24 protein-coding genes are annotated in these 24,572 nt (G+C 57.7%); 16 read left to right on the top strand and 8 right to left on the bottom strand.

Going from position 1 to position 24,572, the window contains the following annotated elements:
* The first annotated feature begins 148 nt into the window (after positions 1 to 148).
* Positions 149 to 403, top strand: a complete 255-nt coding sequence (locus FEAC_RS03970) for a 4a-hydroxytetrahydrobiopterin dehydratase (RefSeq protein WP_035388778.1) — start codon at positions 149 to 151, stop codon at positions 401 to 403.
* Between the two features lie 95 nt (positions 404 to 498).
* Here FEAC_RS03970 and menC read toward each other — a convergent pair whose 3' ends face one another.
* Positions 499 to 1,617, bottom strand: coding sequence for an o-succinylbenzoate synthase (gene menC, locus FEAC_RS03965; protein WP_052565501.1), 1,119 nt, complete (start codon positions 1,615 to 1,617; stop codon positions 499 to 501).
* Positions 1,614 to 3,152: an aldehyde dehydrogenase family protein gene (locus tag FEAC_RS03960; protein WP_035388777.1), complete on the bottom strand. Its 1,539-nt coding sequence runs from the start codon at positions 3,150 to 3,152 to the stop codon at positions 1,614 to 1,616. Before FEAC_RS03960 ends, menC begins: the two co-directional genes overlap by 4 nt.
* Before the next feature lie 130 nt (positions 3,153 to 3,282).
* Between FEAC_RS03960 and miaA the strand changes: the two genes are divergently transcribed.
* The 6 genes from miaA to FEAC_RS03930 all read left to right on the top strand — a co-directional run bounded on the left by miaA (position 3,283) and on the right by FEAC_RS03930 (position 11,460).
* Positions 3,283 to 5,265, top strand: a complete 1,983-nt coding sequence (gene miaA, locus FEAC_RS03955) for a tRNA (adenosine(37)-N6)-dimethylallyltransferase MiaA (protein ID WP_035388776.1) — start codon at positions 3,283 to 3,285, stop codon at positions 5,263 to 5,265.
* Positions 5,262 to 6,551, top strand: a complete 1,290-nt coding sequence (gene hflX, locus FEAC_RS03950) for a GTPase HflX (protein WP_035388775.1) — start codon at positions 5,262 to 5,264, stop codon at positions 6,549 to 6,551. The genes miaA and hflX overlap by 4 nt, the downstream gene beginning before the upstream one ends.
* Positions 6,552 to 6,604: 53 nt before the next feature.
* Positions 6,605 to 7,708, top strand: a complete 1,104-nt coding sequence (locus FEAC_RS03945; RefSeq protein WP_035388774.1) for a pyridoxal phosphate-dependent aminotransferase — start codon at positions 6,605 to 6,607, stop codon at positions 7,706 to 7,708.
* Between the two features lie 19 nt (positions 7,709 to 7,727).
* Positions 7,728 to 8,552: a 2,3,4,5-tetrahydropyridine-2,6-dicarboxylate N-succinyltransferase gene (locus FEAC_RS03940; RefSeq protein ID WP_035388773.1), complete on the top strand. Its 825-nt coding sequence runs from the start codon at positions 7,728 to 7,730 to the stop codon at positions 8,550 to 8,552.
* Positions 8,549 to 9,601 carry a succinyl-diaminopimelate desuccinylase gene (dapE, locus tag FEAC_RS03935; protein ID WP_035388772.1) on the top strand — a complete coding sequence of 351 codons (1,053 nt, stop codon included), beginning with the start codon at positions 8,549 to 8,551 and terminating at the stop codon, positions 9,599 to 9,601. Before FEAC_RS03940 ends, dapE begins: the two co-directional genes overlap by 4 nt.
* A gap of 488 nt (positions 9,602 to 10,089) precedes the next feature.
* A complete protein-coding gene (locus FEAC_RS03930) occupies positions 10,090 to 11,460 on the top strand; it encodes a WD40/YVTN/BNR-like repeat-containing protein (protein ID WP_152623071.1) in 1,371 nt (456 codons plus the stop codon).
* Positions 11,461 to 11,690: 230 nt separating this feature from the next.
* Here the strand turns inward: FEAC_RS03930 and lexA are convergent, their stop codons facing one another.
* Positions 11,691 to 12,305, bottom strand: coding sequence for a transcriptional repressor LexA (gene lexA, locus FEAC_RS03925; RefSeq protein WP_035388770.1), 615 nt, complete (start codon positions 12,303 to 12,305; stop codon positions 11,691 to 11,693).
* A 122-nt stretch (positions 12,306 to 12,427) separates the two neighbouring features.
* Between lexA and nrdR the strand changes: the two genes are divergently transcribed.
* Positions 12,428 to 12,916, top strand: coding sequence for a transcriptional regulator NrdR (gene nrdR, locus FEAC_RS03920; protein WP_035388769.1), 489 nt, complete (start codon positions 12,428 to 12,430; stop codon positions 12,914 to 12,916).
* On the top strand, positions 12,913 to 13,350 hold the full coding sequence (locus FEAC_RS03915; protein WP_035388768.1) for an SRPBCC family protein: 438 nt from the start codon (positions 12,913 to 12,915) through the stop codon (positions 13,348 to 13,350). Before nrdR ends, FEAC_RS03915 begins: the two co-directional genes overlap by 4 nt.
* 224 nt (positions 13,351 to 13,574) lie before the next feature.
* Here FEAC_RS03915 and FEAC_RS03910 read toward each other — a convergent pair whose 3' ends face one another.
* Positions 13,575 to 14,360 carry an inositol monophosphatase family protein gene (locus FEAC_RS03910; RefSeq protein ID WP_201773834.1) on the bottom strand — a complete coding sequence of 262 codons (786 nt, stop codon included), beginning with the start codon at positions 14,358 to 14,360 and terminating at the stop codon, positions 13,575 to 13,577.
* A 57-nt stretch (positions 14,361 to 14,417) separates the two neighbouring features.
* Between FEAC_RS03910 and FEAC_RS03905 the strand changes: the two genes are divergently transcribed.
* The 6 genes from FEAC_RS03905 to FEAC_RS03875 all read left to right on the top strand — a co-directional run bounded on the left by FEAC_RS03905 (position 14,418) and on the right by FEAC_RS03875 (position 19,202).
* On the top strand, positions 14,418 to 15,434 hold the full coding sequence (locus tag FEAC_RS03905; protein ID WP_236684603.1) for a threonine aldolase family protein: 1,017 nt from the start codon (positions 14,418 to 14,420) through the stop codon (positions 15,432 to 15,434).
* 14 nt (positions 15,435 to 15,448) lie between these two features.
* Positions 15,449 to 16,153, top strand: a complete 705-nt coding sequence (locus FEAC_RS03900; RefSeq protein WP_052565495.1) for a PIG-L deacetylase family protein — start codon at positions 15,449 to 15,451, stop codon at positions 16,151 to 16,153.
* Entirely contained in the window at positions 16,154 to 16,513 is a 360-nt protein-coding gene (locus FEAC_RS03895; RefSeq protein WP_035388766.1) for a hypothetical protein, read from the top strand. It abuts the gene before it with no gap.
* Between the two features lie 138 nt (positions 16,514 to 16,651).
* Positions 16,652 to 17,008 (top strand): DUF3040 domain-containing protein, encoded by a 357-nt coding sequence (locus FEAC_RS03890; protein ID WP_052565493.1) that lies wholly within the window; start codon positions 16,652 to 16,654, stop codon positions 17,006 to 17,008.
* Between the two features lie 61 nt (positions 17,009 to 17,069).
* Complete coding sequence (locus FEAC_RS03885) at positions 17,070 to 18,335, top strand: acyl-CoA dehydrogenase family protein (RefSeq protein ID WP_035388765.1); 1,266 nt, start codon at positions 17,070 to 17,072, stop codon at positions 18,333 to 18,335.
* Between the two features lie 333 nt (positions 18,336 to 18,668).
* Entirely contained in the window at positions 18,669 to 19,202 is a 534-nt protein-coding gene (locus tag FEAC_RS03875) for an HNH endonuclease (protein ID WP_081900981.1), read from the top strand.
* Between the two features lie 168 nt (positions 19,203 to 19,370).
* On the opposite strand, the gene FEAC_RS03870 is transcribed toward FEAC_RS03875, so the two are convergent.
* The 3 genes from FEAC_RS03870 to thiL form a co-directional block, all read right to left on the bottom strand.
* The gene (locus tag FEAC_RS03870; RefSeq protein WP_035388763.1) at positions 19,371 to 19,916 is read right to left on the bottom strand and encodes a hypothetical protein; all 546 of its coding nucleotides are present in this window, start codon (positions 19,914 to 19,916) and stop codon (positions 19,371 to 19,373) included.
* A 105-nt stretch (positions 19,917 to 20,021) separates the two neighbouring features.
* Positions 20,022 to 20,315, bottom strand: a complete 294-nt coding sequence (locus FEAC_RS03865) for a hypothetical protein (RefSeq protein ID WP_035388762.1) — start codon at positions 20,313 to 20,315, stop codon at positions 20,022 to 20,024.
* A gap of 119 nt (positions 20,316 to 20,434) precedes the next feature.
* Positions 20,435 to 21,337 carry a thiamine-phosphate kinase gene (thiL, locus tag FEAC_RS03860; protein WP_160290326.1) on the bottom strand — a complete coding sequence of 301 codons (903 nt, stop codon included), beginning with the start codon at positions 21,335 to 21,337 and terminating at the stop codon, positions 20,435 to 20,437.
* A gap of 113 nt (positions 21,338 to 21,450) precedes the next feature.
* Here thiL and FEAC_RS03855 point away from each other — a divergent pair, with 113 nt between their 5' ends.
* On the top strand, positions 21,451 to 23,271 hold the full coding sequence (locus tag FEAC_RS03855; protein WP_081900979.1) for a phosphoenolpyruvate carboxykinase (GTP): 1,821 nt from the start codon (positions 21,451 to 21,453) through the stop codon (positions 23,269 to 23,271).
* Between the two features lie 286 nt (positions 23,272 to 23,557).
* On the opposite strand, the gene hemH is transcribed toward FEAC_RS03855, so the two are convergent.
* A complete protein-coding gene (hemH, locus tag FEAC_RS03850; protein WP_035388760.1) occupies positions 23,558 to 24,571 on the bottom strand; it encodes a ferrochelatase in 1,014 nt (337 codons plus the stop codon).
* Position 24,572: the final 1 nt, after the last annotated feature.

The raw sequence follows: 24,572 nt of genomic DNA, 5'->3' as shown, positions 1-24,572 counted from the left end.
TTCCTGGCTCCAGTTATCGAGACTCGATAGTTTGTCCATGAGCGGGCGTCATCGGCCACCAGGAGGTGGTTGGGCAAGCATGGGAGACGATCAGTAGACTCGCGGCAGCGCATAGACAGGCTTCATGGCGATCGACTAGTCTGCGCTTGTGGTACAGATTCCAGAGGGCTGGAGCCTTGATGGATCAAGGCTCGTTCGCCGCATAGAACTCGACTCATACGAGAAGGTGGTCGTTGCTGGGCTTGCCGTGTCGCTCTTGGCGATTTGGCGTAACCACCATCCTACGCTAATAGTCGAGTATCGCAGCATCGTAGTGGAGCTCAGCAGCCACGACGTCGGCACCGTAACCGAACGAGACCTCGATCTAGCTAGCTGGGTTAACGTACTGATTCCTCCGTGTTGAGAAGACCGCAGTACCGCCCACGTATCTCTCCTGGCAAACGATTGACAGATCATGAGCGTTGCGTTGGATGGTGTCCAATTGCCATGATGCAGCGCTCATGATCTGCCGATGTGCAGCTCCAGACAAGAGGTTGATGAGATCCATGCTGGGTCAGGCACCCGCCCCAAGCCGGTTCCAGTTGGGCGTTCGATCGTTCCGTTAGCGGTCAATACGAAGGGTTCCGTGAGGTCATTTGCAAAGTAGCGATCGCTAGCTGCAAGATCACCGACCCGGTCAAAGGCTGGATGGGAGGCGAGGGCGAGGTTGTGCGCTCGCCCTATTCCGGTCTCCAACATGCCGCCGATGCGGAGATGGAGACCCTCGTGTTTACATAGTTCAATAATCTTTAGCGACTCAACGTAGCCGCCGACTCGACTCGGCTTGAGGTTGATTGTGGGTCTCATCCCCAGTCGCAGGGCCGTTACGATGTCGTCAACTCCTCCAACCGACTCGTCGAGTCCGATCGGTGTCCGGAGTCTACGAGCAGTATCTGCTAGGCCGGCGAAATCTCGCTCCGTCAGCGGCTGTTCTAGCAACGCCACCCCAAGGCTATCGAGCCTGTCCAGCTCTCCTGCATGAGCGCCGCTGTAACTTCCGTTCGCGTCTAATACGAGGTGATCGAGCGCGAATTCAGTGCCGCAAAGCTCGAGAATCGCCGCATCTGCCCCTGGTGCGATCTTGGCTTTGAAGAAACGATAACCGTCTTGTTGGTAGATGGCGAGCTCTTCGCGGAGCCCGTCGATGTCGTCTGCGAGCGATAGCGAGACACCGGCTGTGATGTGGGTCCGGTCGGAGGCGGCTCCGAGGAGCTGCCAAAGGCTAACTCCTTCGCGGTGAGCCCAGAGATCAAAGAGTGCCATCTCGATGCTTGCGCGCGCCATCTGGTTGCCCCTGATCGACGCGAAGACTCGGGCGATGTCAAATGGCGACTCAAGTGCGATCCCAAGCCTGGGTACGAGGTGGTGCTCGATGACGTCGAGGCAGCTAGAGACGGTCTCTGGCCAGTAGGAGGGATCCTCCTGGGCGCTGATCTCCGACCAGCCAGTGACGCCGTCGTCTGACTCGAGTTCGACTAGATAGGTTCTCTTGCTCCGCTGGGTGCTCTCGGAGGACCGAAAGGGTGAGCGGAGTTCGAGATCGGCGCTATATAGCCGAAGGCGTTCGAGTCGAATCACCCGAGATCGGGATAGCGCTGGTATTCAGGGAAGTTGCCGTAGAGTCGAGACTCGCTCGGACCTTCAGTTACCGCCTGCACCAGATACTCGCCGCCTACGAAGGCACCCTTCCACGAGGCTCCACGTCCTCCGAAGGGTTCTTCACGATCTCCTCTTGATTTGACCTGGTTGATGCCGACTTTGAACGCATTCACCTCTTGGGCTAGGGTAGCAGCGAGATCAAGGTCATCGCTTGCCAGCGATGATACCAGGGCGCCGTTGGAGACGTTCATCTTGGCCAACAGCTCGGCAGTGGTATCGACGATCACCAGCGTGTCCACCGGTCCAAAGGGCTCGGCGTGATAGAGCGGGGAGGCGCGAGGAGGGTCCAGAATCGCTACCGGCGCCACATAGGCACTCGTATCCTGACCGTCGAGGAACCGGGTTGGATCGAGCTTTCCACGGTAGATCGGTATACCACCTCGTTCGATGGCGTCGTCGATATTGGTCCTCAACTCTGCGGCCTTTGCGGTGTTGATTACCGGTCCAAAGTCAACGTCAGGAATGGGGTCATCTGGATTGGCTACCGCCAGCGGATGACCGACGGTGAGCGAGGAGAGGATGGGGATATACATCGCAAGGAAATCATCAAAGAGTTGACGCTGGATGACGTACCTTGGGTAGGCGGTGCATCGCTGCTTGGCATACTCGAAACCCTTTTTGATCATCGGGGCGAGGAGATCCCACTGCGAGAAGTCCCAGATCCCCCAGGCGTTGAGCCCCTCCTGTTCGAGCATGTGTCGCTTGTCGGTCCGCACGAGATCTGAGGCGATCTTGCCACCAGTATCTCGTCCGCCTACGAAGGCTAATGCCCCGATCTCGGGTGACCTTACCAGGACTGAAGAGAGCTTGCCTCCGAGGCCACTCACCAGCGTCACCGGCATGCCCTCGTCGATCGCGAACGACATCGCCAGCGTCAGTGCCGCCACTCCGCCATCGGTAGGTGCTTTGGCTATAACTGCGTTGCCCGAAAGCATCTGGACGTAGAGGGCATGGGCGAGTACCGACAATGGATAGTTCCATGAAGCGATGTTTGAAACTGGTCCCGAAAGTGGGCCACGCCCCTCTAACATTCTGTCGATCTCACCAAGGTACCACTCGACTCCTGAGGTCGTTCGGTCGACCGAGACCATGGCTTGACGGTAGGGCTTGCCTATCTCCCATGTCAGGAGCAGTGCGAGTAGCTCGCGGTGCTCAACTATCTTGGCGATTGCACGCTCAGTGCGAGCCTTGCGCTCCGCAAGCGGTACCTTCATCCACTTGAAGTGGTCGCTGACACAGCTATCGAGGGCGTGTGCAGCCTGATGTGTATCAAGTAGGAGTGGTCCATGAATGCGCGAGTTGTCCACCGGCGAGGTGGCCGGATGGACCTCACCCTCCTCTCTCCAACGTCCACCCCAATAGTTTGCAACACCCGAGTCTGTAAACGCCTGTGGGGCGATGGCTGCTGCTTTGGCGTAGAGTTCATTCCAACTTGTTCCGGGCTTGAGTTGCATGGCTTCCTTCCAGGGCCGGCGACTTCGCTGCTTCAATCCTTTGGAGCTAAAGCTCCGCCCTTGCTCCGTGAGGCGCTTGGGCTCTGTGGATTGACTCGTGAGGTCGGGTCTTCGTCTTGGATCCATCCTAATGGCTAGGCTGGTGGGGAGAGGTGGTAGATCTTTGATCGCAGAGGTTGGTGGGCAGACGGGCACTATTGATGGGTTGGCGATCGTGGGGCCGACGGCGTCGGGAAAGACTGACCTCGCCAACGCCATAGCCCTGCGTCATCGGGATCTCGTTCCGATTGCAGTCGATGCACTTAGCGTCTATGACGGCTTGCCCATAACTACAGCTATGCCTGCCGCTGCGGTTATCGAGGAGCTCGGCTATCGCTGTGTGGCTCATGTGCCTGTGGATGTGGAGTACTCTCTCGGCCAGTTCCTTCATGATCTAGGGGTTGAGTTCGCCCGGCTCCGCGATCAGTGGCAGAGGCCACTCTTTGTCGGCGGAACTGCGCTCTGGATTCGCGCTATCGTGAATGGATTCGTCCCGCCAAGAGGTGCGCCTGGCGTACGCGGATGGCTTGAGACCCGGCTTCTAGACGAGGTCGACGACCGCTCCGCCTTCCATCTACTCTCCCAGCTCGACCCGGCCGCCACCGAAGGTGTGGATCCGCGCAATCGCCGTCGGTTGCAGCGAGCGCTCGAGGTGGCACTAGCTAGTGGCGGCACAGAGAGCGTTGCCGGTAATCGGCTGGGTACCGATGGCCCACAGCTTTATCCGCAGATCGGGCTCGCCCTTCCAGCTGACCTTCTAGAACGCCGGATCCGCGCGCGTATCGAGTCTCAGATCGCCGATGGGTGGGTCGATGAGGTTGCACGAGTGCTAACGATGAACCCATCGCGCACTGCACGTGTGGCTATAGGTGTTGCAGAACTCACCGCCTACCTGGAGGGGCAGGTAACACTCGATGAGGCTATTGAGACGATTGCGCGACGGACGCGCCGACTGGTGAAGCGGCAGTTGAGTTGGTTGCGACGGGACCCGCGCATCACTTGGGTGCCTAGTATCGACCATGGGATCGAGCTCGCCGATCGACTACTTAGTCAAGGTTGTGCTCCAACCGGGGACCACGGAGTGAGGCTATCGACATCGCCACCTGGGGTGGCCGACTCTGCTGGAAGGGATTCGCAAGTAATGGCTGGTAACCAGCGGCGGCCGTCCAGCGTTGACGAGCAGTGGGTCTACACGCATGAGAGGAGAAGCGTAGTTTTGGAGCTAGTTAAGTTTACCGGAGCGGGAAATGACTTCCTGATAGGTGAGGTCGTTGGTGCTTTGCCGGATGCCGAGGCTATTACTGCGTTGCTAGACCGGTCATATGGGATCGGCGCAGATGGGCTCATCTTGGTAGATCTAGCCGACAAGGATCGACCAGTGATGCATCTATTCAACCAGGATGGTTCTCGTGCGGAGATGAGTGGCAACGGGCTGCGCTGTCTCGGCCACTATCTGGTTGCTCGCCATGGTCTTCCACCATCTCAGTCGATCGTCACCGATGCAGGGTTGCGCCACTATCGACTCGTCGAGAAGAGTAATTGGGCCTGGGTCGGCGAGACCACGATGGGTAGCGTGGTGCTAACGGTAGAGGCCGATGGGAGTTTCTTGGTTGACGTCGGTAATCCACACCGCGTGATAGTCCTCGATAGCCTCGCTGCGCTTGAGGACGTCGATATCGCTACCGAGGGGGCGCGTTATCAGGAGGAGGCGATCGAGACTGATGGTATCAACGTCGAGTGGATGGTACGAAGTGAAGATGGTTGCGTAATGCGTGTCTTCGAACGCGGCGTTGGACCGACGATGGCCTGTGGGACTGGGTCGGTAGCGGTTGCTCGCGTGGCCCGACATCTGGGTTGGGTTAGGGAGTTGGCTGCGGTAGAGAACCCCGGTGGCGAACTCATGGTCCACTTTGTGCCAGGGCCAGCTACTCGTCTCACGATGGACGTGAGCGATTCGCATCAGCCGCCGTTAGATATTACTAGCGATATCGGTGGCGACGACGAGGTGTGGTTGCGAGGCCCCTCACTGTTGATTGCGGATATGACTCCAGCTGGGTGGTTGTTCTCCTCGTGACCCTTATCGAACGCAGTTTCCAGGAACGTATCTTGCTTGTTGGTGTCGCGACCAGTGGACGCGAGCGACAGATGGTGAACGATCAGCTCGACGAACTTGCCAGTCTCGTCGACACCGCCGGGGCACTGGTGGTCCATCGCGAGATTCAGGTTCGCGAGCGTCCCGACCCAGCCACCTATATAGGCAAGGGCAAGGTGGACGAGCTCGCAGTCTTGTCGGAGAGTTTTGATGTCGACACTGTCGTCTTCGATGACGAACTTACCCCTGGACAGCAGCGTAATCTTGAGAAGGTATTGGGACGGACAGCGATCGATCGCACTGCAGTGATCCTCGATGTTTTTGCTCAGAATGCTCGCAGTCAAGAGGGGAAGGCTCAAGTCGAGCTGGCACTTTTGCGATACCGGCTTCCGCGACTGGTCGGGCGGCGAACCAACCTCTCCCAGCAGGTGGGACGGATCGGTACCCGCGGTCCAGGTGAGACCAAGCTAGAGGAGGACCGTCGCCGTATTCAGGAGCGCATCGGTCAACTTCGGCGTGAGTTGGCGGCACTCGAGCGACAACGCCGGCTGCAGCGCAAATCGCGCCTGCATGGGCGCAACTCCCAGGTTGCACTGGTGGGCTATACGAACGTAGGGAAGTCATCGTTGCTAAATGCGCTAACAGGTGCTGACGTGGTAGTCGAGGACCGTCTCTTTGCAACCCTTGATCCACGCACTAGGCGTCTCAAACTTCCTGGTGGTGAGACGATTCTGCTCGCAGATACCGTCGGCTTCATCCGCAAGCTTCCACATCAGCTAATTGAGGCGTTCCGGTCGACTCTAGATGCGGTCGCGGAGGCGGATCTCCTGATTCACGTCGTCGACGCCTCCAGCGTTCACGCTCTTGATCAGATGCGCGAGGTGCGAGCGACGTTAGCGGAGATCGGTGCGAGCGAGGTGCCCGAGCTGGTTGTGCTCAACAAGATCGATCTTGGCTATGCCTCCGATGACCTGCCCGACGGCATCGCCATCTCGGTCACCTCCGGCGAAGGTGTAAATAACCTTCTCGCGGTTGTCGGAGATCGTCTCAGGGCGTTGAATCGCGTCGAGGTATTTCGAGTCCCCTTCGACCGCGGTGACATACTCGCAGAGATCCATAGAGAGGCCGAAGTGCTCTCCGAGGAGAACCAAGATGATGGCATCGAGGTTAGAGTTCGCGCCGATGATGCCGCTCGTGCCCTCTTGCGCAGACACATCGAGAGTGTCGTCTCCGATCGGGCGGTGGAGGATACGGATGAGCTGTCTTGAGTGCTGTTAATTTTCCGGTAACATTGTTGACTAGGTGCTGTTAGGGTAGGGCCGTGAACGAGTATGCATCGACAGGAACCAAGACGGTTGCCCAGCTGCGTGAGATTGCCTATGAGAGTGGCCTCGAGGTGGTCGATGCCGCGGTCGGGTCTCCGGTTGATCCACCCCCTGCAGTGGTCCCACGCATCCTGGCATCCTCGGACGCCGAACGCCACTACCCGCGCTCTGACGGGTCGTTGGCCTTCAAGGAGGCGGCGCTCGGGTGGTTGGGAGGCTTCGTAGGGATCGATCTCGACCTTCATCAAGTTGGTGCCACCATCGGTTCCAAGGAGTTCATCTCGCTCCTTCCTTCGATCCTCGTACGACGTCGACCAGATCGTGACGTTGTTTTGGTGCCGTCGATCGCGTACCCTAGCTACACGTTTGGCGCAGCATGGGCAGGCCTTGAGAGCTACCGAGTTCCGCTGCTAGCTAACGGGGGCCTCGATTTCGAGGCAGTCCCTGAGGAGGTTGCACGACGGGCTCTCATAGCCTGGGTCAATGCTCCTAATAATCCGACAGGTGCGATCTATGATCTGGCGGGAGCAGCTCGATTCGGGGAGCGCAATGGAGTGATCATCGCCTCCGACGAGTGTTATCACGACTTCGGTTGGACTCGCGACCCTTCGTCGCTACTTGAGTTGGGCGTCGCTGGTCGCCTCGCCGTGTTTTCGTTGTCAAAGCGTTCGAATCTTGCAGGACTCAGGGTGGGACTATACGCTGGCGATGGTGATCTGGTCCGTGAGATCTCGGAGCTGAGACGTGGGCTTGGACTCATGCCACCGGGACCGGTACAGGCGGTGGCGACGCAGATGTTTGCGGACGAAGAACATGTTGGAGAGCAGCGTCGCCGTTATCTCGAACGACTTCGACTGCTCGCCCAATGGATTGGTAGCTTGCTCGAGACGCCGGTTCCACTTCCAGACGGGGGAATCTACCTCTGGGTTCGAGCGACTGAGGAATTTAACCATGATGGGACCGCATTGGCTACCATGCTCGCAAGCAAGATTGGCCTCGTAACGGCGCCAGGAGCCGACTACGGTGATCATCGTTACGTGCGTATATCGGCGACGATATCCTCCAAACAGATGGAGACGTTAGCGTCGCGACTGGGGTGAGCCGGGTAGGTTTACCGTTATGGTTCTTTCTGCTGAGATCGAGGCACTCTATGAGCGGCGTAGCTCGCTCTCGCCCGAGGATGTTGCGGCACGCCGCCAAGTATATGAAGTTCTCACCGAACTCGACCAGGGGTCGTTGCGGGTAGCCGAACTTGACCAGTCGACGGACACCGTTGTCGTCCACGAGTGGGTGAAGAAGGCTATCCTGCTATCCTTTCGACTTCGCGGTTTGACGACCTACAACCTGGGACCATTTGAGTTTGTCGATCGACTCCCGTTGAAGCACGATTATGCACGAGCGGGGGTTCGTGTCGTCCCCGGTGCCTCGGCGCGTTTTGGTTCGTATCTTGGGCCAGGGGTGACGCTGATGCCGAGCTATGTGAACGTCGGTGCATGGGTCGGCTCTGAGACGATGGTGGATACATGGGCGACCGTCGGCTCGTGTGCACAGATAGGGGAGCGGGTACACCTGTCGGGTGGGGTTGGAATCGGTGGAGTACTCGAACCTCCTCAGGCGGTGCCGGTAGTGATTGGGGATGACGCTTTCGTAGGCTCGCGGGCCATGGTCGTCGAGGGTGCCCGTGTTGGTGAAGGTGCGGTGATCGGCGCCGGCACTATCGTCACCCCCACTATTCCGATCTTCGATCTGTCCACTGGTGAGGAACTTGGTCGCGGTGTAATTCCAGCCTGGTCGGTGGCGGTGACCGGCACCAGGATGCGCGAGACGCCTGGTGGCGTTTTTGGTATGAGCTGTATCTTGATTGTTTCACGCCTAGACCCTGGTCGGCGCCATGAGAAGACTGAACTCAACGCCATTCTGCGTGACCATGGCGCCGGGCTGTGAGTGACCTAGAGTCCTCGCTACGTGACCTGCTGGTGATTCCGTCGGTCTCAGGGGAGGAGGATGCGATCGCCGACTACGTTGTTGCGCGGCTGGCGACCAAGTCCGACTGGCGAGTGGATCGCGTAGGAAACACCGTGATAGCACACCGCGATGGAGGACCTGGACCGAGGCTGCTGCTCTGTGGGCATCTCGATACCGTCCCGGGCGACCAGGGCGTTGACGAGGACACAGATTGCTTCTACGGCCTTGGCGTCTGCGATATGAAGGGTGGGTTGGCGGTGATGCTCTCGCTCGCCGATCGACATTGTGCACTCCCGATGACCATGGTCTTCTACCCATGTGAGGAGGTCGCCTTCGAACGCAATGGGCTCCATCTTCTCGGTCCGGCAGAGGCGATGGTGGCCGACCACGACCTCGCAGTGCTGCTTGAGCCGACGGATGGGGTTGTTGAGCTCGGCTGTCAGGGTAGCCTACGGCTTAGATTGGAGCTAGCCGGTAGGCGTGCGCATACGTCAAGGCCATGGATGGGTGTCAATGCGATCGATCGTGTTGGCGAACTGCTGGCGCGCGCCACTGACTTCGAACGTCGTCGACCGTTGCTCGCTGGTGTCCACTTTCAAGAGTCGTTGTCGCCGACGCGAGTGGAGAGTTTTGTCGCCAATAATGTCGTTCCCGATCGAGCGAGGCTCTGGTTGAACTACCGTTTTGCGCCCGATCTTTCCGGTGAACAAGCCCTAGAGCAGCTGTTTGAGTGGCTGCGACCGGTGTTAGGTGATGATGACTTGCTGGAGGCAGAGGAGGTTGTCGAGGGGGCTGCTCCAGTGCAGGAAGGTTTCGAGGCGTTGATCGAATCGGCGGGTCAGGTTCGCGCGAAACTCGGTTGGACGGACGTAAGCTTTCTCTCCTCACTTGGGGTTCCATCGGTTAACTTTGGTCCGGGCGACCCTCTGCTCGCTCATGGCGGCAACGAGCGACTCGAGAAGGTGAAGCTACATAGCTCACTTGAGACGCTAGCGAGTTGGATTGACAGCGTTGCTGCTAGTGTCTGATCGTTTGGCTCGGAGATCCCGGAGCGAAGAACGGCTCCAAACTAGACAGTTATCTGTCCGCTGTTAGTAGCGCAAACATAGCTATTACGCCATCGGAGCCTCAGCCGAGGATCCGCGGATAGCGATGGCACTCGCGAATGTAAAGGCAGAGCAGCTAATGGACGTGCTTAATCCGCCCATCTCTGGCATCGCCTTTATCGGCAGCAAGCGAGCGTAGCTTTGCGGTCACATGCTTGAACCATGACCACGCACGAAGATTTCGATGAGTTGTGAGTGGAGCTAATTCGACGAGTTTTGATGTGACCTCAAGACGGGTGCCGCTAGCTTATTTAGTGACATTTGTTGGGGACATGTGAGTGGGAATCAGACCTGGATGGTTAACCGCTCAATTATCGGAGCCCAAACCGGCTCGACGTAATGGTTGTGCGCCGATCAGTGCACAACCGTGGTGCGCATCTCGTACCAAGACTAAATGGGGGAATTCGGAGATGAAAATCACTTCAATGCATCGAACGCGGGTTGGGTCTTGGAGTCCTAGTCGGTCCGGCAAGAGCTCATTGTCGAAGCCACGTTACTTACTGTGGGTGCTCGATGTTGGCTTGATCCTTCTGGTCAGTGCGCTCCTGTCACTGGCCGCTCTGTCTCCGATCACTCTTGTGAGTGCGAAGGCACCATCATGGCATCGAGTTGCCCTCCCATTGGGACTCGGAGGGCTGATCTCGACGATCAACTGTTTTTCTAGCACCAGTTGCCGGATCGGAGGTGAAGGCCCCAAGGGTGCGGTTCTGCTTAACTCTACCGATTCAGGCACCAGCTGGCATTCGGTCGGTCTCCCATTGAGTCATGGTGCCCAGATCTTGACGATCAACTGTCCCTCTAGCACCACCTGCTTGGCTGGGGGTATGGGTGGTTCTACGCGCGCAGCTCTCCTTCGCTCCGGCAATGGCGGAGTTACATGGCATCGAGTGGCCCTTCCACCTGGACTGGGGCTCCGTAGGCTCCACGCTGGAGCGATCATCACCATCACCTGTCCCTCTAGCACCACTTGCTTGCTTGCGGGCTTGAGCCCCAAGGGAGCGGTGCTCCTTCGCTCTACCGATACTGGTAGCAGTTGGGATTCGGTCGCCCACCCACCAGGCCTGGCGCACGATAGCTCAGGGCTTGGTGCCATCTACACCATCACCTGTCCCTCTAGCACTACGTGTTTGGCGGGCGGCCAAGGCACCAACGGTCCGGTGCTCCTTCGCTCTACCGATACTGGCATCAGCTGGGATTCGGTCGCCCTCCCACCAGGCCCGGAGCTCCCTAGGCACAACCTTGATGCGATCCGCACCATAAACTGCCCCTCGAGCACCACGTGTTTGGCTGGCGGCTTGGGTCCCAAAGGTGCGGTGCTCCTTCGCTCCACCAATGGCGGCACCAGCTGGGATTCGGTCACCCTCCCATCAAACCTGGGACTCCATGCGCACACTAGGTCAGTGTTTGGAGCGATCGGCACCATCGCCTGTCCCTCTAGCACGACGTGTTTGGCTGGTGGCCAAGGCGCCAAAGGTGCGGTGCTCCTGCGCTCCACCAATGGCGGCACCAGCTGGGATTCGGTCACCCTCCCACCAGGACTGGAGCACAATAGCTCAGGGCTTGGTATCATCTACACCATCGCCTGTCCCTCTAGCACCACCTGCTTGGCTGGTGGGGGAGGGAACAAGGGTCCGGTTCTGCTTAGTACATCTAGTACTACTGGTAGTAGGTTAACGTCGACACTCATTGTTCTGGGTGGGGTTGTCGTGCTATTGCTGATACTAGGTGTCGTGGCTCTAGCCTTGCGAAGACGTAGATCTGCTAGATCAGGTGCTCTGTGAGCTGCGAGTCGCGGCTGGCGTACACTCGTCAAAGGATGCAGGCAGGACCCCTGGAGAGGGTGATCAGCGCTTATTGGTCTTCTCGGCCCGTTTGAAGCAAGAGTGCCAGGCACGTTAGACCGCAGCGGCAGCCTATCTGGCCTCAATTCCGTCTCCATGGATGGAGTGCAAGCCGCTGAAGTGGCTAGATAGTGCAGAGGGTGCGATTGTTATCCGAGCGACAGCGCGGCTCAGAGATTGCGCCAGAGCGCGATTACCTTGCCCTGGACTCTGCCACGTTGGGTGATCTCAGAGGGGATTTGAAGATTAGGGTCGCGTCGGTTGCGAGCCTCAAGAAGGACCCTGTTTCCGACCTTGCGGAGTACCTTGATCGTTCCGAACTGGTCATCAACAGTGGCGATAACGATGTCTCCGTCATTGGCATCCGGCTGTTGGCGAACGATGGCAAAATCGCCATCGAAGATGCCAGCGTCGATCATCGAGTCGCCGCGAACCTGGAGCGCGAAGTGATCGCCGCTTCCAAGCATCGAAGATGGGACGGCGAGCATCTCACTTGCGCTTGTCTCGGCGACAACCGAATAGCCGGCGCCGACGGAGGCGAGGAGGGGTATCTCGATCGCACGCGGAGGCTCGTTGGAGAGCGAGATCGCACGAGAGCGAGTGGGATCGCGATGGATCAGTCCATCGGCTTCGAGCCGCCGAAGATGGTGTTGGACTGACGCAGGAGAGGAGAGGCCAACGTGTGCACCAATCTCACGGATAGATGGTGGGTATCCTCTTTGATCGAGGGTCTCTTTTAGGAAACTAACGATCTCGATCCTCACATCATCGTTTGTACGCGGCACTTTGTGGACCCCTTTCGTTAGCACTAGTGTAGCAGATGTTCTCGTACATATGTTTACCAGCTATTGCGGCTGCGCAGCGGTTAAGCTGAGCGGTGTAGGTCCAGTAAAGGAAACCGAATTAGGTGCGATGTCCCTATTGTAATGCGGACGATACGCGAGTCATTGAATCTCGAGTAGTCGAAGATGGCGAGGCGATTCGCCGTCGTCGCGAATGTAGCAGCTGTTCACGTCGCTTTACCACTTTTGAGCGCTATGCAGGCGTCAAAACGGTGGTGATAAAGCGAACAGGCGAGCGCGAAGAGTTTGATCGCGAGAAGATCGTCCGCGGAATGCTGGCGGCTTTGAAGAATCGGCCGGTAACTGCTACCGAGGTTGATCGGATCGTGTCAGAACTTGAAGAACAGTTGCGATCGCTCGCCGAGGTTACCTCGACCGAGATTGGACTGCGGATACTCGAGCAACTTCGGACGCTCGACGAGGTGGGTTACCTTCGATTCGCCAGTGTCTACAAGAACTTTGACGGAGTCGATGACTTTCGCCGCGAGGTTTTGGAGATCGACGATCGCAGTTTTACTTTGCGTAAGAAGGAAGATCAAGGAGGCCGGGAGTGAACCGAGTCAAGAGTACAGATATCATCATTCACGCACAGGCGTCCGAGCTCTTTGACTACCTTGCCCGTCCTGCTAATCACGTCTCCGTCGACGGCTCAAACACCGTGCGACAGGTGCTGATTGGACCTGACCGTCTCTACCCGGGAGCGAAGTTTCGGATGAAAATGTATATGGTCGTGCCCTATACGATCACCAATACTGTCGTGACCTTTGCAGAGAACAGCGAGATCGCCTGGCGACATTCGGGCCGTCATGTCTGGCGATACCAGCTCCAAGACTTAGGCGGTGGAGATACTAGGGTCACTGAGTCGTTCGAATGGGGCAAGGCTCCACTGCGGTACCTCTATGAACTCTTCGGTGTACCCAGTCGTAACCTCACCTCGATGGTGCGGACGCTGGCCAAACTCAAGCAGCATTTCGAAGCCCAAGGATAAGAATTCGACTGAGATGATGTCGGCGCTGAGCGATGACTCGGTGCGAAGTCGCACGCGGTTGCGCTTTGGGTCCTTGCGCGCACATGAACTCACGTTGGTCTCTAGTTAGCTTGCTGCGGAGCTTGTGCAAACCGAGCGTGACAGCACAAGTGCTGACCGATGGTTCGGTTTATGAGTCGGCCACTGGCAAAAGAGCATGCCGCCTCTCACTGGAGAGCATCGCGCTAGCTGTTAGCTTGTCGATAGAGCCCAGCGATGCGTGCCTGAAGCGCTTCGAAGAGTGCTGGCCCGGCGACGATGGTGAGTCCGTCATCTCCGATTCCAGGCAGATCGGTGATAAAGTTAGCTCCCGCCTCGGTGGCGACGAGTGAGGCGGCGGCGTAGTCCCATACCTTGAGTCCGGTCTCGAAGTAACCGTCTATTCTGCCTGCACCCGCCCAGCAGATGTCAATGGCTGCCGCTCCAAAGCGACGAATGTCACGGATCTCATCTATGACCTCTAGTAGCACTTGTGCCTGTAGCTTGCGGGTCGCAGCGCTGTAGCCAAACCCGGTCCCACAGAGGGCTTGGGCCAGTTCGGTCTGGTCGCTTGGGCGTATCGGTTCTCCGTTGCAGGTCGCTCCCTGGCCACGCACGGCTTGGAAGAGTTCGTTATGGCCGACGTCAAAGACGAGGCCAACCTCGATCCGTCCGTTGACCTCTGCGGCTATGGAGATCGCGTATGAGGGTATCGAATAGCTATAGTTCACGGTCCCGTCGATGGGATCAACTATCCATCGCGTGTTACTCTGGGCTTGTCTGGTCAGCCCATACTCCTCACCGATGAAGCTATCGTGGGGTCGCTGTTTGGCTATGGTCTCACGAATCGCTCGTTCCAGCGCTCGGTCGGCCGCTGTAACCGGGTCGGTGTCTGAGGACTTGGTATCAATCACCCGTCGGGATTGGGTTGCAAGTGAGGTGCGAGCCTCCGCGAGGGCGTCGAGGGCCAGTGGTAGCAGTTCATGATTCACACCCACCAAGTTAGTGCATAAGTCACCTTGCTGGTAGCCGAGGGGCCTAAAGTGGGGATGATGCAAGTGATTGACCTCCGCTCCGATACCGTCACCAAACCATCCCCAGCGATGCGCGCGTTCATGATCGAGGCCGAGGTGGGTGATGACGGTTATGGTGAGGATCCAACCGTCAGTGCCTTGGAACGTCGAGTCGCTGCCCTCACTGGTTTCGAAGCTGGCCTCTTTGTCGCCTCAGGGACGATGGGTAATCAGGTTGCTCTGCGCACGTTGACTCAGCCTGGTGATCCGGTCATCGTGTCTGCTCGCGCTCACCTTCTCCAATTTGAGGCTGGTGCCTCCGCGAAGAACTCGAGTATCCAGCTACTCGCGGTAGACGATAGGCACGGATACCCAGACCCCGACCAGGTGGCCGACTTGGTTAGGCAGTACCGCAGACTCCATAATCCAATACGACTGATCGCCGTTGAGAACACCCACATGCCGAGCGGAGGGGTTCCGATCGATCAGACTGTCATGAACGCGATCATTGAGGCGGCTGATGGAACGCCGATATATATCGATGGCGCGCGACTGTGGAACGCCGCAGTAGCTCTGGATGTAACCCCAGCCGGGCTCTGCCAAGGGGCGATAGCGGTGAGTACCTGTCTGTCGAAGGGGTTAGCGGCGCCGATGGGATCGGTTCTGTCCGGCTCCCAGGAGTTTATCGAACGCGCTCGCATAGAGCGAGCCAGGCTGGGTGGACGTCTTCGTCAGGCGGGCATCATGGCGGCAGGTGGCCTCTATGCCCTCGATCACAATATGTCCCGTCTCGCCGACGATCATCGACGAGCCAGGAGCCTTGCGGCGTCGATAAAGACTCAACTGCCGAGCGCGACTGCCGATGTCCTTGGGGTGCGAACCAATATCGTCCTTTTGAAGGTGCAAGAGCCACACCAATACCTAGCGCGCCTTCATGAGCACGGCGTACTCTGCAACGTTCTGCCCGCCGGTGATGTCCGTCTTGTCACGCATTATGATCTCGATGATCGCGCCATCGAACTTGCCGCGAGTCGCATTCTTGCGAGTCTGTAGTTATCGAGGACAGAATGCACACATACACCAAGATTCCGGATACCGCGCTTGCTATTTTCGCGCACCCAGATGATGCAGAGATCGCCTGTGGAGGAACGCTGGCTCGATGGGCGGGCGAAGGGTGTCATGTTATCCTCGCGGTGGCCACCCAAGGGGACAAAGGAGGGGACGGCGATGATCCTGGACGTCTCTCTGAAGAGCGGACTCGTGAACTGCTAGAGGCCGGCCGAGTGCTCGGAGTCAATGACGTGATCCAGCTCGCCTATCTGGATGGAGAGCTCGAGAATACGATAGAGTTTCGGCGAAGGCTGGTAACGCTCATGAGAAGTTTTCGTCCAGAGGTAGTACTCACCGGGGATCCGACTGCGGTCTTCTTTGGTGATCTCTATTACAACCATCGTGATCATCGTCAACTCGGATGGGCGGTTCTTGACGCCGTCTTTCCTGCAGCGCGCCAACGTGCCTATTTTCCAGAGGCCGGTGATCCGGTTGAGGAGCTTGAGGTGCTACTCGCTGCAACGCTGGAGCCAAACACTTGGATAGGTATCGATGGGCTGGTAGACAAGAAGGTCGCCGCTATGCGTGCTCATCGTGCACAGTTGGCTAGGTATCAGGACTCTCTCGATCGGGTGGTGGCTGAACGTGCGCGTCAGGCGGCCAGAATGGTTGGAGGGACCGGAGAGGCGGAGCTTTTCCGATTGGTGCGAGGAGGTGCTTAGATGCTCGAGATTCGAGGACCTGGCCATCATGAACGATCAGAGCTAGCTGCGCTGGTGACAAGGGTGCTTGCATCATCTGGCCGTCAGCTATGGGTGCGGATGGATATTCGTCCGCGGTTGGCCGCTGACATCGCCGGCGTTCTCGATCAGGGTGCCTCTCGAGTACTGCTTTCTGGAGAGGGTCTCCATGGAGTGGCATCCAGCGAAGAGCTGATCAACGAAGTACCTGAGGAGGTAACCGTGATCGAACTACGTGCTAGCGCTGATGTACTTGGTCTCTATGGTGCAGCTGACGAACTATCTTTAGAGGAGGTAGAGGCGCTCCGACAACAAGGGGTAGTGGTTGATGGCCATTCCTGAAGGATTTACAAGATTAGCTAGCATCCAGCGTTGGAATTCTGGCCATGCGGCCGATGTTTTAGAGACCGTGGCAACGCGAACGACTACAATAATGGGTGTTACAACGTGTGAAGGTTGGATGCGAGGAGAGGAGGAGTCATGCCGCTAAATGAGGATGAGCAGCGGATTCTCCAAGAGATTGAAAAGACCTTCTACGAGAACGACCCTGAGTTTGCAGACCGGGTTCGCTCTGAGACCGTCTACAAACATTCTGGCAGAAATCTCAAATGGGCCACGCTTGGGTTCGTTGTTGGCCTCGCCTTTACTATCTTGACCTTTACCATCTCTGTTGTCCTAGGTGCATTCGGTTTCTTGATCATGCTGGGCTCTGCGGTGTACTTCGAACGCAACCTTCGACGGGTAGGTCGTGCCTCACTCCAGGATCTCTCAACCCGTCAGTTCAAGCAGGGCGGCTTCAAGTCGATGGGCAAGAAGCTTCGGGGTGATGATCAGTAGCTTGGTTGTCGGCCTCTTGGACCTGGTTTGCGCTCCTGTATTGGTAGCCGGGTAACTGGCAGTGGACCTCTCTCTATCTAGCGAGGCTGAGGATTTTCGGCGCCAGTTCCGCTCCTTCTTAGCCCGCGAGCTTCCGAAGGATTTTGTAGGGGTTGGCGGTCTCGAAATCGAGGCGGTTCCCGAATTTATCGCCTGGTGGCGTACGCGTCTCTATGAAAATGGATTTCTTGCAGTCTCCTGGCCCAAGGAGTACGGTGGTCGTGGCCTGACGGTCGAAAGTGAGATCGTGATAGCCCAAGAGAGCGCTATCGCAGGCGTACCTACCGGTGGACCAAATGATCATTTCGGGATTCAGATGCTCGGCAATACCTTGCTAGTGCATGGATCCGAGGAGCAGCGAAGCCACTTTTTGCCAAGGATTGTAGACGGTAGCTATCGATTCGCGCAGGGGTACTCTGAGCCGAACGCTGGTTCGGATCTTGCTGCGTTGGCGCTCCGTGGGCGCATAGATGGCCAAGAGTTGATACTCGATGGCCAAAAGATTTGGACCTCGGAGGCGCACCTGGCCAACTGGATGTTTGTGCTGGCCCGCACCGATACCGACGCCCCCAAACATAGAGGTATCTCCTTCGTGCTGGTTCCGCTCGGATCCGGCGCCGATGACTCTGCTGATGCTAGCTCTATGCCTACGTCCACCGACAACGGTGTAGAGATTCGTCCCATTCGTATGATCTCGGGGAAATCTGAGTTCAACGAGGTCTTTTTTACCGGCACTCGCTCCAAACTCTCCTATGTGGTCGGTGGACTTCATCAGGGATGGGCGGTTGCCATGACGTTGTTGGGCTTTGAGAGAGGCGAGACGGCGGCGACACTTCCGATCAGATTCCAGGCTGAACTCGATCGGCTTGGTGATCTACTGACAGTCAAAGGCAAGTTCGATGATCCTGATCTGCTCGACAGATTCATGGGTTGTCAGACCAGACTCTTCGCGCTTCGCGCAATGGGATATAGCTGGCTATCGAGCGTTCTATCAGGTGCCGAACAGGGTGCACAGTCGTCGATCTTCAAGCTATTTTGGTCTGAGTATCATCAGCTCGTCACCGAGTTGGCAGTGGATGCGCTCGGCGAGGATGCGTTGCTCCCAGTTGGTCGACCGAGCTCCTCTGCCTTTCGGACCGATGACGTTGGCGCTCCAAACTCCACTCGATCGTGGGATGAGGTCTTTTTGCATGCCCGAGCTGGTACTATCTACGCCGGCACCTCTGAGATTCAGCGGTCGATCATTGGCGAGCGCTTGCTAGGCCTTCCACGCGAGCCTAGATCATGATAGTTGAGGGATTTCGTCAGCTCTGGGCACTCACGTTTGGCTCGCGCGGTCGACCTTGGTCGATCAAGAGACAGTTGAGTTGGTTGAGGTTTCGCATGGAGACCTATGCCGGCGAAGGAGGAGGCATGCGCGCCAGCGAGGTCGCTCGCTTTCTTCGATGGTCAGCGAGGGAGAGAGCCAGCTGGAGGCGGTTAGACTAGCGTCCATGGAGAGTAGAGTCGATGTGTGATGCTCGGTTCCATACCGATGGTCGCTCGGCGATGACCGCCCCCCTGCATCATGCGTTCGAGCATCGCTGTCATGGTGTTGAGACGGGGTTGGTTAGGTAACGCCGTGGCAGGGGTCCTCGTTCTGAACGCGAGCTACGAGGCTCTCTGTGTTGTTTCGACCCACCGGGCGATTGGCCTAGTCGTGGTTGGCAAGGCTGACGTGGTACTAGAGACGTCGACGTTGTTACATTCAGCTCGAATGGTGATCGCTGAACCCTCGGTCATTCGTCTCAGATACTTTGTGCGAGTTCCGCATCTTCGAAGAGTCGCCCCCACTAAACGGGCGATCTTCGCACGCGATCACTATCAGTGTCAGTATTGTGGCGCTCCTGCCGAGAACGTCGATCACGTGATACCACGCAGTCGTGGCGGGCCACATCGCTGGGACAATGTAGTGGCGTCTTGTCGGTCATGCAACTCCCGGAAACGAGATCGATTGCTTTCAGAGACCAGTTTCGTGCTCCATCGACCGCCACAAGTGCCGCGTGGGCGCACATCGGCGATCATCCTCCTGGGTCTCGTCCGTGACGAGTGGATGCCCTATCTTGACTACGAGTTTCATCTACAAGAACGTCCATACCAGGAGTTAAGCGGCTAGTCCGGAACCGAGGGGCTCTGGAGTTCGCCTATGCCGATGCCAGTCCCAAACATGCCAGCTGTGTACATGCCAGTTCTGCCCGTGCCAGTCCAGTTTCGGGGTGCCAGTCATCCAAGATACCAGCCTTTTGGAGCGCAGCATTGCAGTTGATTCAGCCGATGGCTAGGCTTACCCGACGCTTAGATCGGTTGCGGCGAGCGATCTGACCGTCCCCGTATTCTTGCTCGCAAAGATGGGTGTGAGTCTGTAGCGCGTGGTCGAAGGCTTGGCACTAGAGTTGACGACAAGTAGGCCGTTCGTACCAGGCAGCCGCAGTCCGTATGGGGTAACCGCCGGTGAGATCAGGAGCTCACCAGGAGCGGTGGGGGTCGTTGTTAACGTCACTGCAGTGAGTCCGAATGTTGGTCCTAGATGGGTGACGACGATGGAGCTCAAGCTGTGGGTGACCAACGTGGGATACCCTGCGAGCGTACAGGAGATACCCTTGTGCGGGCGTATCGTTATCACCTCGAAAGAGGCATGCTCGCTCGTCGCTGCCGTAATACTTGCTATCCTCACGGTCACTTGTTTAGCACGGCACTCGTTCTGTTGGTTTACCAGTCGTTGATGACTGCCCAGCGTCTGCCCAAGGATGAGTCCAACAGCGATGAAGATCACTGCTAAGACAACGGGAATGGTTAGGGCGCGCCGATAGCTAGGTCGATAGGTGGCCATGGGATCCTCACTGAGTCAAGGGCGAATCATCTCTGGTTGGCAGCCTACCTTGTTGTGCACTCGGTAGCCTCTGGCAAAACGCGAGGCCCGAAGAGCTGTGGTTGATTAACTCTGTGGCGCGCTCGTGCCGCTCGACGGAGGGTCGGTGTTGGTTGATTTTATCTGCTCCTCTTGCGCGCGAATCGCACTGATTAGGCGCTCTGTCTCCGATCGCTGCACCTCTGGAGTGATATCTTCGTTGGCGCCGCGGTAGGTGATCGAACCTAGCTCGCGATACAGAGAGTCCAGCTGACGCTTGGTCTGGAGTTGATCTAACTTATCTTGTCCCTTTTGGGCGGCTTCGGTGGCACTCTGACCAAGCGTCTGCGCCTGCTCCTTGACCTTGTCAAACAAACTCATAGTCGTCCTCCTCGCCTTCTATTGTAGCGAATCTCGCCCAGCTAGGTTCGGTATCTGCAGGCTGGTTGGCCAGGATGAGACGTGTCTGAGCTAGGGTGCTGATCGAGGCCCCAAGGTGGTCAGTGTCGATATCCGATCGGGTCGAGTGGTTCACCCTCCAGCGCGCGCTGTTCGGGGTCAGCGAGCACTGTTCCAACCATCAGCGGCGGCTTGATCCCTAACTTGGCGAATTCTTCTGCAACCCGAGACGGGTCGGGTGCGGTGAAGAGCAACTCATAGTCCTCACCGCCACCGAGCGCATCTCTACGGGTTGCGCCCTCGGCAACTGGAAGATGGCTGATCTCAAAACCAACTCCCGAGGCGTTTGCGAGTCGATGCAGGTCCAAGGCAAAACCGTCGGAGATGTCTATGGCGGCGCTAGCTCCTGCCCGTGAGGCGGCAAAACCCTCATTAAGCCGTGCACTGGGATCTAACAGTGCTAGCCGAGTGCGCTCGTCTACTATCATCGCGCCTGACAGACGCTCCAGGGCGACGGAGGCTAGCCCAAGTGGGCCAGTGACGAATACAGTGTCGTCGGGCAGTGCTCCACTCCTTCGTAACGGAGGTAGCAGTTGGCTACCGATCGCGGTCACCGAGATGACTACGGTCTCTGCTCTAGTGAGATCTCCGCCGATGAGCCTGGCACCATAACGTGCTGCACCAGCCTCGATGCCTTCGAGGAGACGATCGACGTCAAAGTGCTTCGGCGCGGCGATGGTGGAGAGCACCCACAACGGTTGTGCCGCCATCGCGGCTAAGTCAGAGATGTTGACGGTCACCGCCTTGGAGCCTATTTGAGTTGGTGTCCAGTATCTGAGATCGAAGTGGATCCCTTCGACGAGTGCATCGGCACAGATAGTGAGCGGGGCGCCTGGGTCTGGCACCACGGCGGCATCATCTCCGAGGATTTTGCCGGTAGTATCCCAGGTCGCGCGGCGAGCTATACCTTCGGCGGTTGCGAGTTCATCCCACGCTCGATCCACCTGCACACTCCGATCTTCGATTGAAAAGTTGTCCCGGATGCAATTATTTTGACATAATTAATCTACTGTGTTGATCACACCCTAGAGTTGGTGTGCATCGTCTGTCTCAGTCGATGGAGCGAGTCTGGCAGACATGGCGGAGGAGGAGTGAGGCACTGATGAAGTTTACCAATCAAAAGGTAGTCAACTGGCTCGATGAATGGATAGCATTGATGCAGCCAGAGCGGAGCGTGATACTAGACGATAGTCAGGAGACCAGAGACCAGCTGGTCTCTGCTCTTATGGAGCGTGGTACGTTGCGGGCGCTCAACCCCGATCTGCGACCGGGTAGCTACTTGGCCTGTTCTGATCCACGGGATGTGGCCAGACTCGAGAGCCGTACTCTGATCTGCTCGCACAGCGAAGAGGATGCAGGTCCTACCAATAACTGGCGTGACCCAGCCGAGACGCGTGAAATGATGCGCGGTTTTTACAAAGGCTCCATGGTCGGTCGCACCATGTACGTGATCCCATTCTCGATGGGAGAGGTGGGCTCTCCCTTTGCCCTCTATGGGATCGAGATCACCGATTCAGCCTATGTTGCGCTGTCGATGATGACGATGGCGACCGTGGGCGAAGAGGTGCTAAAGGCGATCGACGCGTCCGGTTCGTTCGTGCCTGCGGTTCATTCTGTTGGCTATCCACTCGCGGGGCGGGAGGATATAGCCTGGCCATGCAACCCGGAGGACACCTATATCGTGCACTTCCCGGAGACCAGGGAGATCTGGTCCTATGGGTCAGGCTATGGCGGCAACGCTTTGCTTGGCAAGAAGTGCCTAGCCCTTCGTATCGCCTCGGTGGCCGCGCGTGACGATGGCTGGCTAGCCGAGCATATGTTGATTTTGAAGCTCACCTCGCCGAAGAATGAGGTCTACTACGTCACCGGTGCGTTCCCGAGTGCGTGCGGTAAGACCAATCTTGCGATGCTCGTGCCAACCCGTCCTGGTTGGAAGGCGGAGACGGTGGGGGATGACATCGCATGGCTACGTCGCGGTGAGGACGGACGACTGTGGGCTGTGAACCCAGAGATGGGCTTCTTTGGGGTCGCACCTGGGACCTCGGTCAAGACCAACCCTGTAGCTATGGCGACGATTGCAAAGAACACCATCTTCACTAACTGTGCGTTGACTGCTGATGGTGACATCTGGTGGGAGGGGATGACAGAGGAGGTGCCCGAGGGGCTCACCGATTGGCAGGGAAAGCCCTATACCGGTGACGGACCCGCCGCCCATCCCAATGCCCGCTTCACCGTCTCTATTTACGAGGCGCCCAACCTTGCGCCCGAGCGCGATGGCGTGCCGATCTCTGCGATCCTCTTTGGCGGTAGGCGCTCGACGTTGGTGCCGTTGGTAACCGAGGCCCGGTCATGGGAGCATGGAGTCTTCCTCGGCTCCGTGATGGCCTCGGAGACGACAGCGGCTGCCGAAGGAGCCGTAGGCAGGGTACGTCGTGACCCGTTTGCGATGTTGCCGTTCTGCGGTTACAACATGGCTGACTATTTTGGTCACTGGCTGAGTATGGCCGAGGAGGATCCTCAGGCGTTGCCAAAGATCTATCTCGTCAACTGGTTCCGGCGTGGGGCCGACGGGAGGTTTGTCTGGCCCGGTTATGGAGAGAACGTTCGAGTGCTATCGTGGATCATCGACCGTCTCGAAGGACGAGTAGAGGGCATCGATACTCCACTCGGCAGGATCCCTAAAGTAAAGGACCTCGACGTGGACGGTCTCGAACTTGGAGATGACGCCTTTGATCATCTTTTCTCCATGAATGTCAACGAACTCAAAGAAGAGGTCGAATCGATCCGCGAGCACTATGCCCGATTTGGTGACCACCTACCGAAAGGGTTGGCGGCTGAACTCGAGGAGTTTGAACGCGCAGTCCACGCAGATTCTTGAGCCCTCAGTGGCTGGGCTGGCAGAGCTCGTATGTGATGATGCTAGCCCAGCAGAGGAGCTTGTCGAGCTGCGAGGCTGTGGACACTGCGTGGTGTGCAGGATGGATACGCTAGTGATTACCCAAAGTAGAGCATCTTCGCCGATGCTCTTGGCTCTATCTTCCTCTGGCATTTGGCCGCAGATTTCAGCTGAGTTAGGAGTCGTATCTAGGCTTCAAGTGGGCCGTGAGTTAGTGCCCGATTAGCGGGGCCCCGGCCTAACAGCGCGCTAACAGTTTTTTAAGTGGTTAGCGTGAAGTAGGGATCGGTGGCGCACCCGAGAGGCAGCAGCCATCGTGACAGAGATGTTCAGCTCCAGGGATCTCGGAGTTGGGGTCGCCTCCACTGTTCCAGACAAGCACCAACTCGGTGAGCATCTCTATGAACTCGGATGTACCGCCTACCGTGGGCAATCTATCGAAGCCGAGCCCATGGCTTTGCGCTGCGTTGCGCGCGAGGATATCGAGATCGTAGAGGACCTCTTGGTGGTCACTGATAAAGCCGATTGGAATCACGATCACCCGACGCAGATTTGGGTTAGCCTCGAAGCTGGCATGGATTGCATCGGCTATGTCAGGTGTTAGCCAAGGAGTTCGAGGGTCTCCAGATCGACTTTGATAGGCGAGTTCGATCGGGGCATCGCTGGGGAGCAACGCACGCAAGACTTCGCAGACGCTGCCGAGTTGGCGTTGGTAGTCACAGCTGTCGGCCGTTGCGGTCGGGATCGAGTGAGCAGTTGCAAAGATGGCGGTGGTGCTCGCGTCGATTGGGGGGCGTGTGGCAAGGTAGCTTGCCACGACAGAGGCCTCGGCGGCCATAAATAGCGGATGTTGAGAGAATGGTTTTAGAGTCTGGGTGTCGAAGGTTACTTGACAGCCGATCAGGTCCTCACGGTACTGGCGACAGCCTGAGTAGGAGCTATACGCTGAAGACGGGATGATCAGCGCCTCTTGGATGCCGTCGCGGGCCATCTCGTCTACGGTATCAGCAAGGTAGGGATGCCAATTGCGGTTGCCGAAATAGATCGGAAGCTCCACCCCACGTTCGCCAAGTGAGTCACCGAGTCGGCGAATCAGATCCCGATTCAGAGCATTGAGAGGGCTCGACCCCCCGGTGGCCAGGTACTGATCAGCGACAAGGCGCAGACGCGCCTCCGGAACACCTCGTCCACGAGTTACGTTCTGGAGAAACGGCCATACATCATCGGGCCCCTCGGGCGATCCAAAGGATTGCCAGAGAATGCCGCGCTCTGGTCTGGCCATC

It is taken from the genome of Ferrimicrobium acidiphilum DSM 19497, from assembly GCF_000949255.1.
Classification (GTDB): Bacteria; Actinomycetota; Acidimicrobiia; order Acidimicrobiales; family Acidimicrobiaceae; genus Ferrimicrobium; species Ferrimicrobium acidiphilum.
This window is presented reverse-complemented; position numbering and strand designations above follow the sequence as displayed.

Bases quoted from the DNA above. Each gene is read 5' to 3' on its own strand.
- FEAC_RS03905 (WP_236684603.1), top strand. From the start codon at position 14,418: ATGATGCAAGTGATTGACCTCCGCTCCGATACCGTCACCAAACCATCC.
- hemH (WP_035388760.1), bottom strand. From the start codon at position 24,571: ATGGCCAGACCAGAGCGCGGCATTCTCTGGCAATCCTTTGGATCGCCC.
- FEAC_RS03855 (WP_081900979.1), top strand. From the start codon at position 21,451: ATGGAGCGAGTCTGGCAGACATGGCGGAGGAGGAGTGAGGCACTGATG.
- FEAC_RS03890 (WP_052565493.1), top strand. From the start codon at position 16,652: ATGCCGCTAAATGAGGATGAGCAGCGGATTCTCCAAGAGATTGAAAAG.
- FEAC_RS03940 (WP_035388773.1), top strand. From the start codon at position 7,728: ATGGTTCTTTCTGCTGAGATCGAGGCACTCTATGAGCGGCGTAGCTCG.
- FEAC_RS03960 (WP_035388777.1), bottom strand. From the start codon at position 3,152: ATGCAACTCAAGCCCGGAACAAGTTGGAATGAACTCTACGCCAAAGCA.
- FEAC_RS03930 (WP_152623071.1), top strand. From the start codon at position 10,090: ATGAAAATCACTTCAATGCATCGAACGCGGGTTGGGTCTTGGAGTCCT.
- FEAC_RS03870 (WP_035388763.1), bottom strand. From the start codon at position 19,916: ATGGCCACCTATCGACCTAGCTATCGGCGCGCCCTAACCATTCCCGTT.
- FEAC_RS03895 (WP_035388766.1), top strand. From the start codon at position 16,154: ATGCTCGAGATTCGAGGACCTGGCCATCATGAACGATCAGAGCTAGCT.
- FEAC_RS03865 (WP_035388762.1), bottom strand. From the start codon at position 20,315: ATGAGTTTGTTTGACAAGGTCAAGGAGCAGGCGCAGACGCTTGGTCAG.
- FEAC_RS03900 (WP_052565495.1), top strand. From the start codon at position 15,449: ATGCACACATACACCAAGATTCCGGATACCGCGCTTGCTATTTTCGCG.
- miaA (WP_035388776.1), top strand. From the start codon at position 3,283: ATGGCTAGGCTGGTGGGGAGAGGTGGTAGATCTTTGATCGCAGAGGTT.